This window comes from Gordonia otitidis (assembly GCF_020735545.1).
Taxonomy (GTDB): Bacteria; Actinomycetota; Actinomycetes; order Mycobacteriales; family Mycobacteriaceae; genus Gordonia; species Gordonia otitidis.
Genome location: NZ_CP085974.1, coordinates 4,426,249 through 4,444,951, shown reverse-complemented (window position 1 = coordinate 4,444,951; position 18,703 = coordinate 4,426,249). Strand labels below are relative to the sequence as shown.

At 65.1% G+C, this 18,703-nt stretch carries 18 protein-coding genes and 1 tRNA gene; 4 read left to right on the top strand and 15 right to left on the bottom strand.

The annotated features are described in order from the left end of the window. Nucleotides 1-76 precede the first annotated feature (76 nt). On the bottom strand, nucleotides 77-499 hold the full coding sequence (locus LK459_RS20325; protein ID WP_007236568.1) for a nitroreductase family deazaflavin-dependent oxidoreductase: 423 nt from the start codon (nucleotides 497-499) through the stop codon (nucleotides 77-79). A gap of 106 nt (nucleotides 500-605) precedes the next feature. Here LK459_RS20325 and LK459_RS20320 point away from each other — a divergent pair, with 106 nt between their 5' ends. Next, nucleotides 606-1,979, top strand: coding sequence for an NADP-dependent succinic semialdehyde dehydrogenase (locus LK459_RS20320; RefSeq protein WP_227920330.1), 1,374 nt, complete (start codon nucleotides 606-608; stop codon nucleotides 1,977-1,979). 72 nt (nucleotides 1,980-2,051) lie between these two features. Beyond that, nucleotides 2,052-2,864 (top strand): bifunctional hydroxymethylpyrimidine kinase/phosphomethylpyrimidine kinase, encoded by an 813-nt coding sequence (gene thiD, locus LK459_RS20315; protein ID WP_227920328.1) that lies wholly within the window; start codon nucleotides 2,052-2,054, stop codon nucleotides 2,862-2,864. Nucleotides 2,865-2,869: 5 nt separating this feature from the next. Here thiD and LK459_RS20310 read toward each other — a convergent pair whose 3' ends face one another. Beyond that, nucleotides 2,870-3,628: a ferritin family protein gene (locus LK459_RS20310; RefSeq protein ID WP_227920325.1), complete on the bottom strand. Its 759-nt coding sequence runs from the start codon at nucleotides 3,626-3,628 to the stop codon at nucleotides 2,870-2,872. A 195-nt stretch (nucleotides 3,629-3,823) separates the two neighbouring features. On the opposite strand from LK459_RS20310, the gene LK459_RS20305 reads away from it, so the two are divergent. Continuing rightward, nucleotides 3,824-4,642, top strand: coding sequence for a DUF1684 domain-containing protein (locus LK459_RS20305; RefSeq protein WP_227920324.1), 819 nt, complete (start codon nucleotides 3,824-3,826; stop codon nucleotides 4,640-4,642). Here the strand turns inward: LK459_RS20305 and LK459_RS20300 are convergent. From LK459_RS20300 to LK459_RS20270, 7 genes are all read right to left on the bottom strand, one after another. Then, the gene (locus LK459_RS20300) at nucleotides 4,636-5,244 is read right to left on the bottom strand and encodes an MSMEG_1061 family FMN-dependent PPOX-type flavoprotein (RefSeq protein WP_227920322.1); all 609 of its coding nucleotides are present in this window, start codon (nucleotides 5,242-5,244) and stop codon (nucleotides 4,636-4,638) included. The genes LK459_RS20305 and LK459_RS20300 overlap by 7 nt on opposite strands. A gap of 125 nt (nucleotides 5,245-5,369) precedes the next feature. Then, the gene (locus tag LK459_RS20295) at nucleotides 5,370-6,245 is read right to left on the bottom strand and encodes an exodeoxyribonuclease III (protein ID WP_227920320.1); all 876 of its coding nucleotides are present in this window, start codon (nucleotides 6,243-6,245) and stop codon (nucleotides 5,370-5,372) included. Nucleotides 6,246-6,292: 47 nt separating this feature from the next. After that, complete coding sequence (locus LK459_RS20290; RefSeq protein ID WP_007236575.1) at nucleotides 6,293-6,817, bottom strand: GNAT family N-acetyltransferase; 525 nt, start codon at nucleotides 6,815-6,817, stop codon at nucleotides 6,293-6,295. 85 nt (nucleotides 6,818-6,902) lie between these two features. Further along, nucleotides 6,903-8,564, bottom strand: coding sequence for an ABC-F family ATP-binding cassette domain-containing protein (locus tag LK459_RS20285; protein ID WP_227920313.1), 1,662 nt, complete (start codon nucleotides 8,562-8,564; stop codon nucleotides 6,903-6,905). A gap of 90 nt (nucleotides 8,565-8,654) precedes the next feature. Continuing rightward, nucleotides 8,655-9,428, bottom strand: coding sequence for an amino acid ABC transporter ATP-binding protein (locus tag LK459_RS20280; RefSeq protein WP_227920311.1), 774 nt, complete (start codon nucleotides 9,426-9,428; stop codon nucleotides 8,655-8,657). A 1-nt stretch (nucleotide 9,429) separates the two neighbouring features. Beyond that, nucleotides 9,430-11,166, bottom strand: a complete 1,737-nt coding sequence (locus LK459_RS20275; RefSeq protein ID WP_227923915.1) for an ABC transporter substrate-binding protein/permease — start codon at nucleotides 11,164-11,166, stop codon at nucleotides 9,430-9,432. 188 nt (nucleotides 11,167-11,354) lie between these two features. Beyond that, nucleotides 11,355-11,702 carry a VOC family protein gene (locus LK459_RS20270; RefSeq protein ID WP_227920310.1) on the bottom strand — a complete coding sequence of 116 codons (348 nt, stop codon included), beginning with the start codon at nucleotides 11,700-11,702 and terminating at the stop codon, nucleotides 11,355-11,357. A 206-nt stretch (nucleotides 11,703-11,908) separates the two neighbouring features. Between LK459_RS20270 and LK459_RS20265 the strand changes: the two genes are divergently transcribed. After that, on the top strand, nucleotides 11,909-12,652 hold the full coding sequence (locus LK459_RS20265) for an SDR family NAD(P)-dependent oxidoreductase (protein ID WP_227920308.1): 744 nt from the start codon (nucleotides 11,909-11,911) through the stop codon (nucleotides 12,650-12,652). 41 nt (nucleotides 12,653-12,693) lie between these two features. On the opposite strand, the gene LK459_RS20260 is transcribed toward LK459_RS20265, so the two are convergent. The 6 genes from LK459_RS20260 to LK459_RS20235 all read right to left on the bottom strand — a co-directional run bounded on the left by LK459_RS20260 (nucleotide 12,694) and on the right by LK459_RS20235 (nucleotide 18,700). Then, complete coding sequence (locus tag LK459_RS20260) at nucleotides 12,694-14,130, bottom strand: aldehyde dehydrogenase family protein (protein ID WP_227920306.1); 1,437 nt, start codon at nucleotides 14,128-14,130, stop codon at nucleotides 12,694-12,696. A gap of 148 nt (nucleotides 14,131-14,278) precedes the next feature. Then, nucleotides 14,279-14,977, bottom strand: a complete 699-nt coding sequence (locus LK459_RS20255; protein ID WP_227920305.1) for a Crp/Fnr family transcriptional regulator — start codon at nucleotides 14,975-14,977, stop codon at nucleotides 14,279-14,281. A 135-nt stretch (nucleotides 14,978-15,112) separates the two neighbouring features. Next, nucleotides 15,113-15,186: transfer RNA gene (locus LK459_RS20250), tRNA-Pro, on the bottom strand. Nucleotides 15,187-15,393: 207 nt separating this feature from the next. Beyond that, nucleotides 15,394-16,842 carry a ribosome biogenesis GTPase Der gene (gene der / locus LK459_RS20245; protein ID WP_227920304.1) on the bottom strand — a complete coding sequence of 483 codons (1,449 nt, stop codon included), beginning with the start codon at nucleotides 16,840-16,842 and terminating at the stop codon, nucleotides 15,394-15,396. Continuing rightward, entirely contained in the window at nucleotides 16,839-17,537 is a 699-nt protein-coding gene (gene cmk, locus LK459_RS20240; protein ID WP_227920303.1) for a (d)CMP kinase, read from the bottom strand. The genes der and cmk overlap by 4 nt, the downstream gene beginning before the upstream one ends. After that, the gene (locus tag LK459_RS20235; protein WP_007236584.1) at nucleotides 17,534-18,700 is read right to left on the bottom strand and encodes a pseudouridine synthase; all 1,167 of its coding nucleotides are present in this window, start codon (nucleotides 18,698-18,700) and stop codon (nucleotides 17,534-17,536) included. Before LK459_RS20235 ends, cmk begins: the two co-directional genes overlap by 4 nt. Between the last annotated feature and the right edge of the window lie 3 nt (nucleotides 18,701-18,703).

Here is an 18,703-nt window from a genome sequence, read left to right as displayed (position 1 = left end):
GAGATCACCCGAAGCCGTGTGGCCGTCGACTCCCCCGGCCGTTGGCTGGGGTCTACGACCAACCGTCGGACTCCGACTACTCCAGGACGAATACCGGGATCTGGCGATCGGTCTTGGTCTGATATTCCGCATAATCGGGGAACGCGGCGACGGCGAGTTCCCACCAGTGCGCGCGCTCGTCGCCGTCGACCTCGCGTGCGGTCAGTTCGTACACCTTGTCACCATCCTGGGCTGTGACCTGCGGGTGGGCCTTCACGTTGTAGTACCAAGCGGGATGCTCCGGTGCGCCGCCCTTGGATGCCACCATCGCGTACTTGCCGTTTTCCTCCACCCGCATGAGTGGCGTGTACCGCTTCTTTCCCGACTTGGCACCGGTTGTGGTGAACAGCACGACCGGGCGATCTCCGACCTGCACGCCGTCGGTGGTGCCCTGCTCGAGGATCTTCTTCGTCTGGTCGCGTACCCACTCGCTCGGGCTCAGTTCTGGTTGTTCGCTCATGGATCGCACAACGCGCGAGATGCGACCGGGATTCCGGCGCCGACGCAACGTTTCGATCACGAGTGGTAGGCATGGAATCAGACCCCTATGCGGAAGGACCAGTGACATGGCCATTGCCACCATCAACCCGGCGACCGGAGAGACCGTCCGGGAGTTCGATTCACTCACCGACGCACAGGTCGACGAAGCACTCGATCGTGCGGTACGCGGTTTCGCCGACTATCGCACGACCACGTTCGAGCAACGAGCGGCCTGGCTTCACGCGACCGCCGATCTACTCGAGGCCGAGGCCGACAGCGTCGCAGCGATGATGACGGAGGAGATGGGTAAGACCCTCGCCTCGGCGAAAGCGGAAACTCTTAAATGCGCGAAGGGATTTCGTTACTACGCAGACCACGGAGCCGCGATGCTCGCCGACGAGGCCGCGGATGCCGACGCCGTCGGCGCAAGCCGCGCCTACATGCGGTATCAGCCACTCGGTGTGGTGCTGGCCGTCATGCCGTGGAATTTTCCACTCTGGCAGGCCGTCCGTTTCGCCGCGCCTGCCCTGATGGCGGGCAACGTCGGCATCCTCAAGCACGCATCGAACGTGCCACAGTCGGCGCTCTATCTCGAAGACGTGTTGCGCCGTGCTGGATTTCCCGACGGTTGTTTCCAGACTCTGTTGATCGGCTCGAGCAAGGTCGAGTCCATTCTGCGCGATCCGCGGGTGGCAGCCGCGACGCTGACCGGTAGCGAACCGGCGGGCAGATCGGTGGCTGCGATCGCCGGTGACGAGGTCAAGCACACGGTCCTCGAACTCGGGGGCAGTGATCCCTACATCGTGATGCCCAGCGCCGAGATCGCGCAGGCGGCGAAGACCGCGGTGACCGCGCGCGTACAGAACAATGGCCAATCCTGTATCGCCGCAAAGCGATTCATCGTCCACACCGATGTCTACGACGAGTTCGTCGATGCCTTCACCGAGGGATTCCGCTCGCTCGTCGTCGGGGATCCGACCGACGAAGCCACCGACGTCGGGCCACTCGCCACCGAACAGGGACGTACCGATCTCGAAGAACTCGTCGACGATGCAGTCGGTAAGGGTGCCAAAGTCCTCATCGGGGGCAGCCGAGTCGACCGGCCCGGTTGGTTCTACGAGCCGACGATCCTCGCCGACATCACCGAGGAGATGGACATCTACTCGGCCGAAGCCTTCGGTCCTGTAGCCGCGTTGTACCGCGTCGAGAACATCGACGACGCCATCGCGATCGCCAACGACACCACGTTCGGTCTCGGTGGCAACGCGTGGACGACAGATGCTGCCGAGCAGGAGCAGTTCATCGATCGGATCGAGTCGGGCCAGGTGTTCATCAACGGCATGACCACCTCGTACCCCGAACTCGGATTCGGCGGGATCAAGCGATCAGGCTATGGACGCGAACTGACCTCGCACGGCATCCACGAGTTCTGCAACATCAAGACCGTCTGGATCGCTTGACTCCGGCACGGGCCTGGTCCGCGGCACCTGACCGACCCACATCGGCTTGCAGCGAGATCGTAGGCTTGAGTTGTGGTTGATTTCGCATATGTCATTGCCGGTTCGGAAGCGACGGGCGGCGCAGGTCTTCAGGTCGATCTGAAAACCTTCCAGGAACTCGGTGTCTACGGCGTCGGCACCATCACGTGCATCGTCTCGTTCGACCCCGGGAACGACTGGGCACACCGGTTCGTCCCGATCGAGCCACAGGTCATCGCCGACCAGATCGAGGCGGCCACAGCGACCCACGACCTCGACGTGGTCAAGGTCGGCATGCTCGGGACTCCCGCAACCATTGACGTCGTCGCCGACGCTCTCGCCGCGCGACAGTGGCGGCATGTCGTCGTCGACCCGGTACTCATCTGCAAGGGCCAGGAACCGGGCGCCGCACTCGACACCGATACGGCGTTGCGCGAGAAGATCATTCCGCTCGCGACCGTCGTCACACCGAATCTCTTCGAGGCACAAATCCTCTCCGGCATGGACGAGATCAGCAGCGTCGACGATCTCGCAGAGGCCGCCCGCCGCATCGCAGACCTCGGCCCGAAGTACGTTGTCGCCAAGGGCGGCGTCGAACTTCCCGGGGACGACGCCGTCGACGTGCTCTTCGACGGCTCCGAGGTGACCGTCCTCGCCGCACCCAAGGTCGGATCCGAGCGAGTCTCGGGGGCCGGATGCACACTCGCCGCGGCCATCACCGCCGAGTTGGCGAAGGGCGCGGAGATCGGTGATGCCGTCGCATTCGCCAAAGAGTTCACCACGGCAGGAATCAACGGGCGCGTCTCGGCGCACACACCATTCGACACGGTGTGGCAAGGCGCCTTCGTGGACGCCCTCGACGGCTGATCGCTTCAGCCCACGTGGACCCCAGCGGGCTGTCCGGACGTCGGCAAGCCGTCGTCCGCGAGTTCGCGGGCCTGACCGAACGCCGCGTCGGATGCGTCGGCGAACAACCGCCGGGTCTCGACGACGAATCGCCATCTCCCGACACCCAGGTCCCTGAGCGCACCACCGTGGTCGACGGCGACAAGCGCAGAGACCGCCAGCGCCAGCCCACGCCAGGCCGCAGCGATACCGGCGCGCTGCCACGTCGGAGTGCGCGCAAATCCCGCGCGCAGGCGGTGGCACTGAAACGGCACGTGGCGCAACTCGTCGGCGAGAACCCGCTCGGCAACCTCGGTGAGAAGAGCGTCGTCCCCCTCCGCGAGCGCACGGTAGTAGCGCAGCGCGATCACCTCGGCGATCGCGAGGATCATGATCTCCACCCGCAGCCCCATCGAGCGTCGGAGTCGCACGAACACGGCATCCGACCAGTGTCGATCGATTGGAACAGCGCCAGCGGCACATAGCAGTTCCTCGAGCATTCGCGCGTGATTGCGCTCTTCTGCGACGAACAGCCGCACCGCGTGTGCGTAATCCGTGTCGCCGGTCGAGTCCGCTTTGGCAATCAGGTGCGCACCGTCACCGCTTTCCCCAACCTGGAACTTCTGCAGACTCTTGACCACCGAGCGCGGCAGTCTCGAACCGCGCGCCCAGTCGGGTTCGCCTGCGCGCACGCGTCGCGGGATGGCATCGTCGAAGTCGTTACGCCAGTATCGGGACGGGTTCATCCGGCCAGGCTAGCGACTGCTGTCCGATGCTCATTCGGACAAACGATGCCAGCCTGGTGAGCGCGTGCACGAGGGGCTGCAGGGGCGGCCGACGCCGAGTCAAGGGTTGGACCCAGCGGGCGTCTGTGGGCATGACGGTCTACTCCTCGTCGTTGCAGTGGACGTCAGTAACGCGAACGATCCAGGGAGCATCGGATGACCCGAACAGTGTCCACATCGGCAACGTCTGCCGAGGATGGCTTCGCTGAGGAATGGCAGCAGTGGCACGCCGCCCGCGAGCGTGATCTCGCGGCACCGCTCGGTTGGCTCTCGATCAACCGTCTCGAATGGCTCGATACCGAGCCTGCCCGCTTCGACGGTCTGCCGGGACTCTGGTGGTTCGACGGCAGCACCGCCCACCTGCGCCCCGGCGACGCCGAAACGTTCGCCGCCCGTGACTTCGAGCTGCAGCCAACCGGTCCGGGCGAGGTGATCGAGGTCGACGGCGTTCACATCGAGGTTGCTCGGCGCGGCGACGGCTATGTGATCCGCGTGCACGACGCAGATGCACCGGCAGTCCGCGACTTTCACGGGGTGCCGGCGTATGCGCCCGATACGGCGTGGGTCGTCGAGGCGCGATTCGAACCATACGGGGAGCCACAGCCGGTGACGATCGGCGCCGTCGCGGAGGGCTTGGCACATGTGTACGTCTCCCCCGGTGAACTGGTCTTCGACTGGGGCGGGAACCAGCGCAGACTCGTCGCTTTCAACGGCAAGCAGGGTGGATTGAGCGTCCTGTTCACCGATGACACCTCGGGCGTGAGCACGTACGCGGCGAATCGGAGCCTGTCCGTCGACGCGACGGACGACGTTCTCCTGAACGGTGGACGCGTGGCACTCGACTTCAATCGAGCCGTCAACCTGCCGTGCGCGTTCATCGACTTCGCGACCTGCCCGCTGCCACCGGCGGGCAATCACCTGGACTTCGACGTGACTGCAGGTGAGAAGACGCCGTACGAACGCGAAACTCAGTAGAGCCAGGCCCGATAGGCCTCGTCACCGAACTCTTCGTCAGGTACGTCGTCGAGGCCCTCCATTACTTGTTTGGCAAGCGTCGCGGTGTTCGGCACGCTCTCGGGTTGCCACGTCTCCGGCTTCCAGAGTTCCGACCTGAGAAACGCTTTGGAGCAGTGGAAGAACACTTCTTCGACGGCGACCTCGACGGCGAGGATCGGCCGCTTACCCCGGACGGCCAGCTGATCGAAGTACGGGCCGTCGTCGACGATGCGCGCCGAGCCGTTGACCCTGAGGGTGTCGCCTCTGCCGGGAATCACGGCGATCGCACCCACGTGCGGGTTGGTGAGGATGTTCTCGTAACCGTCCACCCGTCGGTTGCCCGGCCGTTCAGGGATGGCGATGGTGCGAGCGTCGATGACGTGCACCACTTTTCCTGCGGGATCGCCTTTGGGCGAGACGTCGACGCGGCCGGAACTATCGGAGGTGGCCAGGAACAGCATCGGCGTCGCGACAAGCCAGTCGACGTGGGCTTGCAGGAGCTGCGACCGGACCTTGTTGGCGATGATCTCCGCGGGATGCCCGACGACGTCCCTCAATTGCTCTGACGTGGTGATCCGCATACCTCCATGATGCCGACTCAACCGGCGGTGACGGTCGGCAGTCCAGGTCGAGTTGAATTCCGGCTGAGGTGCGTCGCGCGCTGATGGTTCCGCCGTGCGCTTCCTCCGACGACACTCCGTCGCCTTCATCGATAAGACACCACGAGTGGTGCGTGGTCGGACAGACGCTGCTCGGGCGAGGGTTCTTTGTCCACGGCGACCGACACGGCCCGACGAGCGAGACCGGGTGTCGCGAGCTGATGATCGACGCGCCAGCCGACGTCCTTGGTGAACGACTCCCCCGCCCAGCTCCACCAGGTCAGCGGTCCTGGTTGGTCGCCGTGCACCTGTCGCACGACGTCGACCAGTCGACGACGGCCCAGGACGGAATCGAACCATGCGCGGTCTTCGGGGAGGAAGCCGTCCATCGACCTCGCTGCTCTCCAGTTGGTCACGTCGAACTCAGTGTGCGCGATGTTCAGATCACCGACGAGTAGGAACTCGCGACCCTTCCGCATCGCAGCCAGGCGATTCCGGCTCAGCTCTCGACCGAAACCCGCCAGAAAGCGTTGTTTGCGTTCGTACTTCGCGCCACCGTCCGGTGCGTTGCGCATGGCTCCGGGACGCTGCCGGTGTGCCGGGAGTCCACCCTTCGGCAGGTAGATGCAGGCGATGGTGACCGGACGATCGGACAGATCCACCTCGACGTATCGCCCCTGCGTGGCGAACTCGGAGAGTCCACGGGCGCGCGGCGGATGCGACACCCAGGTACGCGCCGCTGTCGGGCTCGTCCTGGTCAGAATCGCGACGCCGTTGCGGCCGGCCACCGATCCCACGTCGGCGGCGACCGCGTACCCGGGAAAGTCACCCAGTTCTGATGCAGGGCAACGTAATTCTTGGAGTGCAACGACGTCGGGCGCGCGTTCGGCGAGCCAGCGATCGAATCCTCGACGACGCGCCGCCCGAATCCCATTGACGTTGAAGGTAGCAACCGTGAAGGGTTCGGGGTCGGCAGGACGCATACCGAACACTGTGCCCGACCGCGGCGAGTCGCCCGCAGGTACCCGTATCAGATGCCGAACGGCTTCGCGTAGTGGATGAGGCCGCTCGGCAGGGGCTGATCGTCGAGGCTCATGGCCATCAGCGCGTCGTCGGGGACGTCGACGTTGAGGGTGATCCCGTGGCTGGACGCCCGCGTGAAGCCGAACCGGGGGTAGTAATCCGGATGTCCCATCACGGTGACGAAGTGTTCGCCCTGAGCCGCAGCAGCCGACAGCACTGCGCGAATGGCCGCCGATCCCGCCCCGGTTCTCTGATGTTCGGGTAGCACAGCACACGGCGCGAGACACAACGCGGGCGTCGTTCCGATGTGGCAGCGGGTCAGCAGCGCCTGACCGACGACCGCGCCGGCGTCGTCGGTGGCGACATACGACAGACCATCGATCCAGGCATCGGGATCGGCCCGCAGGGCGTCGACGAGGTCGGCTTCCTCCGCGGTGTCGAAGGCGGAGAGGACGACATGGCGGATCGCGTCGATGTCGGCGTTCGTCTCGGGGCGGGTGGTCCAGCGGCTCTTTGTCGATGAGTCTTTCATCGCGATCCTTTCGGTCAGAAATAGCTCGATGGATGACATCTGTTGCTGTGGAGTCGACCGACTCCTGCGCCAGGTCACTTGCACGTCACAGCTCTGCGACTCGTCCATCCTCGACGCGCCAGCGTGTGTCAAGGCGAACGCCGTCGATCATCCGCCGATCATGGGTGACGAGCAGCACCGCACCGTCGAAGGACTCGAGTGCCGATTCGAGCTGTTCGATCGCGGGGAGATCGAGGTGGTTGGTCGGTTCGTCGAGCACGAGCACGTTGACTCCTCGCGCTTGCAGCAATGCCAGTGCCGCACGAGTCCGTTCGCCCGGCGACAGGTCGGCGACCGGTCGGTCGACGTGATCGGCGCGCAGCCCGAATTTGGCCAACAGCGTGCGCACCTCGGCTGTCGTGAACTCCGGCACGAGTTGCTCGAAGCGCTCGGCGAGTAGCTGCGGTCCGGCGAATTGACCACGCGCCTGGTCGATTTCGCCGATCGCGACACTCGCGCCGAGCTGTGCGGTGCCCTCGTCGGGCACGATGCGACCGGTCAACACACCGAGCAGCGTCGACTTTCCCGCGCCGTTCGGTCCGGTGATGCCGATGCGCTGACCGGCGTTCACCTGAAGCGAGACGGGGCCCAGAGTGAAGTCGCCGCGTCGCACCACCGCATTGGTGAGTGTCGCGACCACTGAACTCGATCGGGGTGCTGACCCGATGGTGAACTCGAGCACCCATTCCTTGCGGGGCTCGGCGACCTCGTCGAGGCGAGCGATCCGGCTCTCCATCTGACGCACCTTCTGCGCCTGTTTCTCGCTGGATTCGCTTGCCGCTCTGCGTCGGATCTTGTCGTTGTCGGGCGCCTTGCGAATCGCGTTGCGCACGCCATGACTCGACCATTCCCGCTGAGTACGCGCTCGCGCCACGAGATCTGCCTTCTTCTCGGCGAACTCCTCATACTCCGCGCGACGATGCTGTCGGGTGATCTCCCGCTCCTTCAGGTAGCTTTCGTATCCGCCGTTGTAGACCGTGTTGGTGTGCTGGACGAGATCCAGTTCGACGATCCGAGTCGCGCTGCGCGCCATGAACTCTCGATCGTGACTGACAAGCACGACGCCTCCGCGCATACCGGCGACGACGTCTTCGAGGCGGGAGAGTCCGTCGAGGTCGAGGTCGTTGGTCGGTTCGTCGAGCAGCACGACGTCGAATCGTGAGCACAGCAGTGCCGCCAGTCCGACCCGTGCGGCCTGCCCACCGGAAAGGCCAGTCATCAGTGCAGAGCCCGCAGCGACGTCGCCCGCCGGCAGCCCGAGGTCGGCAAGAACTGCGGGCAGACGTTCGTCGAGGTCCGCGGCGCCACAGGCGAGCCAGCGATCAAGGGCGGTCGCGTAGGCGTCGGCCGGGTCGTCGGGCCCTGAGTGGTCGTCGTCGCCGAGGGCGGCCGCCGCAGCCTCCATCGCCTGCGTCGCGGCGGCACAGCCTGTTCGGCGTGCGACGTACTGCGCGACCGTCTCGCCCTGCACGCGTTCGTGTTCCTGCGGCAACCAGCCGACGAAGGCATCAGCCGGGGCGCGGGTCACAGTGCCTTCCAACGGTGCGAGCTCACCCGCGAGGACGCGCAGCAACGTCGACTTGCCCGCGCCGTTGGCCCCGAGTACCCCGACCACGTCGCCTGGTGCGACCGTCAGATCGAGGTGATCGAACAGCACCCGATGTGCATATCCACCGGCGATGTCCTTGGCGACGAGCGAGGCTGTCATGCCTCACATGGTCCCATTCACGGCTGCCGGGCACTGCCGGGGAGTCGTGTGTGCAACTCTCCGCCACCCGATGGATCATGCGGTCACCGATCACAGGACCTGCGAGAGAAAGGCCTTCAAGCGATCGGATTTTGCGTCGGTGAACAGTTGATCCGGCGTACCGGTCTCCACCACCTCGCCGTGATCCATGAAGACCACGTTGTCGGCCACGGTGCGTGCGAACCCCATCTCGTGGGTCACCACGACCATCGTCATGCCCTGCCCGGCGAGTTCGGTCATCAGCGCCAGGATGCCCTTCACCAGTTCCGGGTCGAGTGCTGAGGTGGCCTCGTCGAAGAACATGACCTGCGGCGCCATGGCCAGAGCGCGCGCGATCGCGACCCGCTGTTGCTGACCGCCGGAGAGGTTGGCCGGACGTACGTCGGCCTTTGCGCGCAGCCCCACGACGTCGAGCTCATCGATCGCGCGTGCCCGCGCCTCGTCCTTGGACAAACCCAGCAGTCTGCGCGGTCCGAGTGCCACATTGTCGGCCACACTCATGTGGGGGAACAGGTTGAAGTGCTGGAAGACCATGCCGATGCGTCGGCGCAGTTCGTCGGGATTGTCTTTCAGGACCGATCGGCCGTCGAGCAGGATGTCCCCGCTGTCGGGCTCGTGCAGTCGGTTCAGGACCCGCAGCAGCGTCGACTTTCCTGATCCGGACGGACCGATGACCGTCGTCGTGCTTCCGGCATCCACATCGAGACTGATGCCACGGAGCACGTGATTCTTGCCGAACGAGAGGTGTAGGTCTTTGCCGGTGAGAGAAACCGCGTCGCGGTGTTGTGTCGCGGCGGCACTCGAAGTGTCAGTTACGTCGGCCATGTCAGCTCTCCTGAAGGGTGCTCGCCGAGACCGGCGGCGTACTCTCGTCGACCTGTTTGCCGGTGCGCAGGCGATTGTCGACGTAGTTGACGAAGTGGGTCAGCGGAATGGTCAGACACAGGTACACGATGCCCGCGGCAACCAGTGGCGACAGATTCCCGGTCTGCGCGTTGAGATCTCGGCCCACCGCGAAGAGCTCGCGTTGGCTGGCCAGAAGACCGAGGAAGTAGATCAGCGAGCTGTCCTTGATGAGACTGATGAACTGATTGACCAGGGCAGGTAGGACCCGACGTACGCCTTGCGGGACGACGACCAATCGCATCGACTCGCGGTAGGAGAATCCGATGGCGCGCGATGCCTCCAGCTGTCCGGCGTCGACGCTCTGAATGCCCGAGCGGAAGATCTCTCCGATATAGGCGGCCGCGAGCAGGCCGAGCGCGAAAGCGCCCAGCCAGTACGGGTTGTTGCCCGTCAGATTCTTGACCACCGGCCCTATCCCGAGGCCGACGACCAGAATCACCACCACGGCGGGCAGCCCTCGGAAGATGTCGGTGTAGATGCGGGCGGGCCAGCGCAGCCACCGGGATCGGGAGATCCCGGCGACGGCCAGTAGCATGCCGAGCACGATGCCGATCAGACCGGAAACCACCGACAGGATCAACGTATTCGGCAGCCCGGTCTTGATCAGATCGGGGAACGCCTGCTTGTAGAGATCCCAGTCGAAGAACGTCGAGCGTAGTTGCGCGAGTGTGCTCTTCGGCTTCTCCGACGCACTCTCGTCGGGCTTCTTCGCCGCATTCTGCTTGGCGATGGCCGCGAAGTCGGGCAACTGCGGCGCCGGTGCCGCCTTGCTTCCCGGCTTCCACCCCTTGGGCAGTTCGCGTGGCACCCAGTCGGAGTAGAGCTTGGCGTAGGTGCCGTCGGCGATGACGGCGTCGAGACCCGAGTTGAGGGCGGCCACCAGTTTCGGCTTGTCGGGTGCTACCGCCCACGCGACGAAGTTGTTGACGCTGAACGTGTTTTCGATGATGGCGGTGCCGTCGCCTGGCTTGACGGCGCCCTCGGCCTGCTGCGACGGCGCAACCCACGCATCGATCTGGCCGCTCTTGAGGTTCGCGTATGCCGTGGCGTAGTCGGGAAACTTGACGGGCTCGAGGTGCAGGGTGTTGACAACGTAATCGTCTTGCACCGTGCCCTGGACGACGCCGATTCGGGTGTTCTGACCCAGACTGCCGAAGCCCTTGATGCGACCTCCGGTCGGCGCGACCAACGAGAAGTATCCGAAGTCGTATCCGTTGGTGAACGCGACAGTCCTGCGTCGCTCGTCCGTGGTCGTGATCGACGACGACCCGACGTCGAAGCGATGGTTGGCGACCTGGGCGAGCAGCCCGGAGAACTCGGTGCCCGAGAACTCGATCCGGAGACCGAGTTTCGCGGCGATCGCTCTGAGCAGTTCATTGTCGAACCCGGTGAACGTGCCCTTGCTGTTCACGCAGATGCTCGGTCCGGCGTCCGAGAGTGTGCCCACCGAGATCACGCCGGGCGTGCCCAGTCCCAGATCGTTGACGTTGATCTGATCCACTGGCGTGGTGTCAGCAGTGGTGTATCGGTCCTCGCCGCCCTGCTCGGCGGCAGCGAGGTTGGTGGGTGCCGCCGATGCCGAATTCTGGCCCGGCGGTGAACAATTGTCGGCGGGCGCAGCCGACGCCAACGGCACGGGACTCATTGCGGCTGTCATCAAGGCGACGAGTGCCACGACCACTCCGAGGACGGATAGTCGGGCGGCTCGTGTCGTCGACTGCGTGGGTGCAGAACTCATACGGCTCACCGGAGAACACTAGCCAGACAAGCGAGCGAAATCCCAAACGTTCGGCTCACGGTGAATGTAGAGGTGGTTCACGTCGCGGCTGAGGACCGGTGACGCGGTTACGCAGTGTGCGTGCCGACGTTGATCACCCGACCGTCCGACCCCCGGTAGAAGAATCGGGTGACACCCCAGGGTTCGTCGGTGAGCGGGTGCACGATTTCGAGTCCCGCAGCCCTCGCGTGCGCGAACGCCTCGCGAACGTCGTCGACGAAAACCGACACGTCGGGGTTCACCGGTGCCGACGCGTCTTCGGTCATGACGCTGAGCTGATGCCCGTCGTCGTCTCCCAGGGTCACGATCCAGCCGTGATCCATGAGGACACGCAGCCCGAGCACCTCGGAGTGCTCTGCCACGGCTCGACGGAGATCAGCCACGGTCAGATTCGGAACCACTCGATCAACACGCATGCGTCCACTCTCCCATCGAGCTCTTTCTCATCACCTCATCTCACGGACTCGACGGAGGGGCCGCCGCTCGGGTGCGGCAATGAACCCGTCGAGCGTCGTTGCCACGAAATAGACGACTCTGCGCATCGGACAATGCCCGCGCGGGCGAGCCCGTCGCAGCCGAAGGCACCACGAGGCTTGCGGCGACAATGCCCTAGCGTTGAGCCGTGGACACGAACAAGCCGGTGGCGCTGGTGACCGGCGCGACGTCGAGGATAGGCCTCGGCATTGCCCGCCATCTGGTGCAGGCCGGTTACCACGTGATACTGCACTCGCGGTCGTCGGTCGACGCAGGGCGGGCATTGGCAGCGGAGTTGGTCGACGCCACCTACCTCCAGGCAGATCTTGCGGACGACGAGCAGCGGGGTCGGCTCGTCGGCGAGAGCATCCGTGTCGCCGGACGCATGGACGTACTGGTCAACAATGCAGGTATCAGCTCGGTGATACCGCATGCAGATCTGCAGGCAGCGTCGGCTCAGGTCTGGCGAGAGATGTTTGAAGTGAACGCGATTGCCCCTTTCCGGCTGGTAGCCGAGGCCGAACCTCATCTACGCGCGGCAGCCGAGGACGGGCGACCGGCAGCCGTGGTGAACATCGCATCCCACGCGGGAGTACGGCCGAAGGGAGCGTCGATCCCCTACGCGGCGAGCAAAGCTGCACTGATCCATACGACCCGACTTCTGGCACTGACACTCGCGCCTGACATCCGGGTCAACGCCATCGCGCCCGGTCTCGTCGATACTCCGCTCACCGCGGAGTGGACCGACAGTCACACGCTGTGGCGTGAGCGGGCGCCCATGACCAGACCTGCTGGCGTCGACGATGTCGCGAAAACCGCACTGGCGCTGATCGAGTCGGACTACATCACCGGCGAGTGCGTGGTACTCGACGGCGGACTCGGCCTGACCTGATTGCAGAGGACACCAGACCCAAACCACCGTAGGCGCTGCAATCAGCTTTGCGTCACCCACTGCCAGGAGGTGTAGGCGTCGAGGTCCGCACTGCCGCCGAAGGCAGTGCCGTTGCCCGAGTGCCCAACACCGCCGAGCGGCGCCCAGGCGACGGCGAGTGAGGTGACGTCATTGATATGGATGTTTCCCGAGCGGATGTTGTCGGCAATGGCCATCGCACGTCCGGCATCGCTGGTCATGATCGAACAGGTCAGTCCGTATTCGGAGGCGTTGGCCAGGGCAATGGCCTCCTCATCGGTCTTGAAGGAAGTGATGCCCACGACCGGCGCGAAAGTCTCCTCGAGGAACAACGGGTTGTCCGCGGCGACATTGTCGTAGACGTGGGCCGAGAAGTACAGGCCCTCCGGCGGATCGCCGACGAGCTTGCGTGCGCCCGCGTCCTCGGCGCGCCGGGTGAGGTCTACCGCGTGGTCGAGTTGCTTCTGGTTGACCAGCGGCCCTTGCATCGCCTCGGAGTTGGTGCGCGGGTCCACGGCTTTCACGTCCGCCGCAGCTGCCGCGATCGTCGCGGCGTACTCCTCGGCGATGCTTTCGTGCACGAGGTGTCGCCCGATGACCAGGCATCCCTGGCCGTTCGCGAAGACGGAGCAGGCCAAGCCGATGTCGACTGCAGTCTCCAGGTTCGCGTCCTCGAGCACGATGTAGGCATTGTTGCCGCCGAGCTCGAGCTGGACGGGCTTGAGGTTCTCGCCGGCGGCGCGCCCGACAGCCCTTCCGATCGCGGTCGAGCCTGTGAAGGCGATCGAGTTGATGTTCGGATCAGTGGTCAGCGCTGCACCGGTCGGCCCGTCACCGGGGACCACCTGGAGCACCCCAGCGGGCAGGCCGGCCTCTTCGAAGATGCGGGCGATGAGGACGCCACCCGACACCGGGGTCTGTGGGGCCGGCTTCAAGACGACGGCGTTCCCGAGTGCGAGAGCTGGAGCCACGTTGCGCAGGGACAACATGAAGGGCGCGTTCCACGGACCGATGACGCCGACGACGCCCCGGGGCACACGGCGGGCGTAGTTCTTCTGGCCTGGCTTCATTGACGGCAGTATCTCGCCGCGGGGTGCGGCGCATAGTGCGGCGCCCTGACGGACGAGTTCGGTGCCGTACTGGATTTCAACGGCTGTCATGCCGGACACCGAGCCGACCTCTTTTTGGATCCATTCGCGGATCTCGTCGGCGTCTCGCTCGATGATGGCGGCCGCACGGTTGAACACGGCTACGCGCTCGTCGATGCCGAGGGCGTTCCACGCTCTTCCGGCGGCAGCCGCTGATTCGGCGGCGCGCGCGACGTCGCCAACGGAGGCTTCGCCCACCTCGGCAACAACCTCGCCATCGAGCGGGCTCACGATCTTGGTCGTGGCACCGCCTTCGGCGGGAATCCACCTGCCGTTGAAGATCATCCCGGTCCAACGCTGGTTCTGGGTCATTCGGTTTTACCTTGTCCCTTCATGCGCTCGATGACGTGCTTCGCCACATCGTCGCGGTCAAGCGATCGTCGGAATGACGGACGCCGCTTCGCATTCTTCGGGCGAGGACGCGGTCGGGGAAGAACAAAAGTCACGTGGTGAATGTGATTCAGCCGAGGGTCGACACGATGTACAAGCCGTTGGGATCATCGACGCGTAGACCCCACTCGGTGCGTGAGACCAAGCCACGTTCGCGGAGTTCTCGTAGGGCTCGGCCGACGACCTCCCGCACCGACCCGATGGCGTCAGCGATCTCCTGTTGGTCCTGCATGACAACCAACTCGCCGGATTGCTGGATCGCCAGGTCGAGCAGGTGGCGGGCCAGTCGGCGACGCACGGACCCGAAGACAGTCGCCGACATCATGTCGATGACCTCCGTCGCAACCGATCCGACGAGTTGCGCCAACGCCCACCCGACCTCTGGCTCCGACCGGGCAAACCGGCGCAGTCGGTCCACGTTGAGGAAGAGAACATCCAACATGGTGACCGCCTCGACGCTGACTGCCTGGCGATCGGTCACCACAGCTACCGCGCCCACCACGTCGCCGCTGCGTGCGTAGCGGATCGTCGCTTTGCGGCCTTCGGCGGACGAAGCAACAACGCGCGCGAGTCCGGACACCAGGAGCACGAAACGTGGCTGGTCGAACGCTCGGTATACGGTGTGGCCGGGAGGGATCGCCATCGGCAATGCGGTCGATCGCAGCTCCTCTTGCGCCTTCGTTGGCAACGCCGAGAGAAAGCTGGACGCCCATGCCGCGTCCGCACTGGATCCACGAGCTGACGGATGCGGCGGGGGTCTGTCGTTCATGCCTCTGCAGACTTCATCGGTGGGGTTTGAGTGTTCGATTTCCGGAGGCTCTAACCGTTGGGCTCGCCGACGTGAGGGGGCTGCGCGCTCATCGCACGAAAACGAATGACCAGCACCTAAGTGCTGGTCATGACGTCGGGCTGACAGGATTTGAACCTGCGACCACTTGACCCCCAGTCAAGTGCGCTACCAAACTGCGCCACAGCCCGTTGCCCTCTCGCGAGGGCCTCGACAACATTAGCGGACACCGACGGCTCGACGCTAATCGCCTGGTCGGAGCGTCGTCACACTCCATCCCACCGCCAGCCACCTCATCTGTGTGCCGCTACCTTCGGCAGTGGTGAAGGTAGCTGTACACAGACGAGGTGAGGACACCCGGACGCGGCGGCCCGATCACAACACCCCGCGCCCTTCGCTCAGCGCTTGCGACGGTCCCGCTTGTCGCGCACGCGCACGTTGATCCGCACGGGCGAGCCGTCGAAGTTGAACCCCTCGCGAAGCCGTCGCTCCAGGAAGCGCCGATACCCCGCCTCGAGGAACCCCGTGGTGAACAGGACGAAGGTCGGGGGCCGCACCGACGCCTGGGTGGCGAACAGCACGCGCGGCTGTCGTCCGCCGCGCAGCGGTGGCGGATTCGACGCGATGACGTCTTTGAGCCAGTTGTTGAGCTGGCCGGTGGAGACACGCTTGTCCCACGATTCCAGCGCACCTTCGAGTGCGGGCACCAGCTTCTGCACCGCGCGTCCGGTCATCGCCGAGATGTTGACCCGACGCGCCCACGGAACGCGTGCGAGTTCGCGGTCGATCTCCTTGTCGAGCTGGTAGCGACGATCCTCGTCGACCAGATCCCACTTGTTGAACGCGATCACCAGCGCGCGCCCCGTCTCGATGATCAGCGACAGCACACGCAGGTCCTGTTCGGTGATCGGCTGCGACGCATCGATCAGCAGGATCGCGACCTCGGCGGCCTCGAGAGCCGACCGCGTGCGCAGCGACGCATAGTATTCGTGCCCACTGGCGGTGTGCACCTTGCGGCGCAGACCTGCGGTGTCGACGAACAGCCATGGCCTGCCATCGAGTTCGACGACCTCGTCGACGGGGTCGACGGTGGTGCCCGCGACGTTGTCGACCACCGAGCGATCCGAGCCCGCGAGCTTGTTCAACAGTGAACTCTTGCCGACATTCGGCTTACCCACCAGTGCGACCCGACGCGGGCCGCCGAACGCGGGTGCCGACTCACGGGGCGTCTCGGGCATCTTCTCGAGGATCACGTCCAGCAGGTCACCCGCTCCCCTGCCGTGCGCGGCCGACACCGTGTGCGGCTCACCGAGTCCCAAGGACCACAAGGATGCCGCTTCGGCTTCGAGCTTCTCACTGTCGACCTTGTTGGCCACCAGGATCACCGGAGTCTTCGACCGGCGCAGAACACGTGCGACCGCCTCGTCCGTCGAGGTGGCACCGACGGTGGCGTCGACCACGACGACGATCACGTCAGCCGTCTCCATCGCCGACTCCGCCTGCCTGGCAACGGCCTGCTGCAGACCCTTGGCATCCGGTTCCCACCCGCCGGTGTCGACGACGGTGAACCGGTGTCCCGACCACGACGCCGGATACGACACGCGGTCGCGAGTCACACCGGGAATGTCCTCGACGACGGCCTCACGGCGACCGAGGATGCGGTTGACCAGAGTGGACTTGCCCACGTTCGGTCGGCCGACGATGGCGACGACGGGGAGACGTTCGGGTTCGCCGCCCTCCTCGCCGAGATCGAAGTCGGTGATCTCCCAGTCTGATTCGTCCGACCAGACCCCGTCCCCCGGTTGTGCGGTCACATCGGTTGTCACGAAATCATCGTGCTCGGTCACACGGCACCTCCGGTTCGTGTCTGGACCAGTCCGGCAAGTTCGTCGAGAACCTGCTCGAGTGACAAATCACTGGTGTCGACGATGACGGCGTCGTCTGCTGGCCGCAACGGCGATACGGTGCGCGTCGAGTCGAGATGGTCACGGCGATTCACGCTGTCGAGAACCTTGTCGAAATCGCTGTCGCGTCCGGCGGCGAGGTTCTGCCGATGTCGTCGCAGCGCTCGCGCCTCCGGCGTCGCCGTCAGGAATATCTTGACCTGTGCGTCGGGAAAGACGACTGTCCCGATGTCACGACCCTCGACGACAACGAAATCATTGACAGCATGGAGTCGTTGCAGCGCAACCATTTTCGTTCGGACGGCGGGTACAGCCGACACCGCTGACACAGCATTGGTCACCTCGTCGGTCCGTATCGGCCCGGACACGTCGACACCGTCGAGCAGCACGTGGGATCCGCCCGAGCCATCTGCGCGCAGTTCGATCTCGGCGTCGGACACGACGGAGGCGATGTCATCCGGTGCGTCAAGTGCTACTCCGGCGCGCAGCACCGCCAGGGTTGCCGCCCGGTACATCGCTCCGGTGTCGAGGTAGTGCGCACCAACGCGCTGTGCGAGAACCTTGGAGACACTGGACTTTCCGGTCCCGGCGGGTCCGTCGATCGCGATGACGCGCGAGGCGATCGAGGGGTCGCTCACAATCCCACCGCCTTGTAGAGCGCGCCGACCTCGTCGCGTCCGAGTACCCGCAGAGTGCCGGGACGCTGCTCACCGAGAGCTACATTGCCGATGTGCGTACGCACCAGCGAGGTGACCGGGAACCCGACAGCTTCCATGAGCCGACGCACGATCCTGTTACGCCCCTCGTGCAGGGTGATACGTACCAGCGACTGTCCGTCGTTGACGTCCATCACGGTGAACGCGTCGACGGCGACGGGTCCGTCATCGAGTTCGACGCCGTCACGCAGCGTGCGCGACAACGCGCGCGGGACTTCGCCCTTGACCGTCGCGAGATAGGTCTTGGGTACCTCGAAGGACGGGTGCATCAATCGGTGCGCGAGTTCGCCGTCGTTGGTGAGTAGCAGCAGGCCTTCGGTCTCGGCGTCGAGTCGGCCCACGTGGAAGAGGCGCTGACCCGACATGACGCGTTCTGCGACGATGTCGCCGACGCAGGGGCGGCCCTGGTCGTCGGCCATCGTCGACTGCCAACCCTTGGGTTTGTTGAGCGCAAGGTACTGCCTGGTCTCGTCGATGATGACGCGCGCACCGTCGACGCGGATGACAGCGGTGTCGGGGTCGATCCGCAGGCCCTGTTCGGTGACGACCTCACCGTCGACCTCGACGCGACCGGCAGCGATCATCTCCTCGGCGCCGCGCCGCGACGCGACGCCTGCCTGCGCGAGCACCTTCTGCAGGCGCACGCCGTCGTCGACGTACGTCGCATGACCGCTCTCGTCAGCGCCGACCTGGTGGCGGGCGGGACGGGCGTTGTTCAGCCTGATACGACCAGCTTCGACGTCGGGCGTCGAGCGACCCTTCCGGTGCTGCTTCTTCGCGGAGGGCTGCTGTACTCGGCCGGTACCAGCGGGAATGCTGCGGCCACTTGCGGATCGACCTGAGGCACCTCGCCCGGTTCCCGCCTTGCCGCCGGCGGTCCTGCCGGAGGAAGCGCGACCCGAGCCGCCCTTGGCGCCTGTCGACCGCTGGCCGCGCGGATCGTCGCCCGCAGTGTTCTTGCGGTCGGTGTTCTTACGGTTCGAGTTCTTTCGATCTGTGTTGTTTCGATCAGGGTTTTTTCGGTCGGTGCGTCCCGCATTTCTCCTGCGGTCGCCCGGTGTGCCGTCACGGCTAGCGGATGCCATATG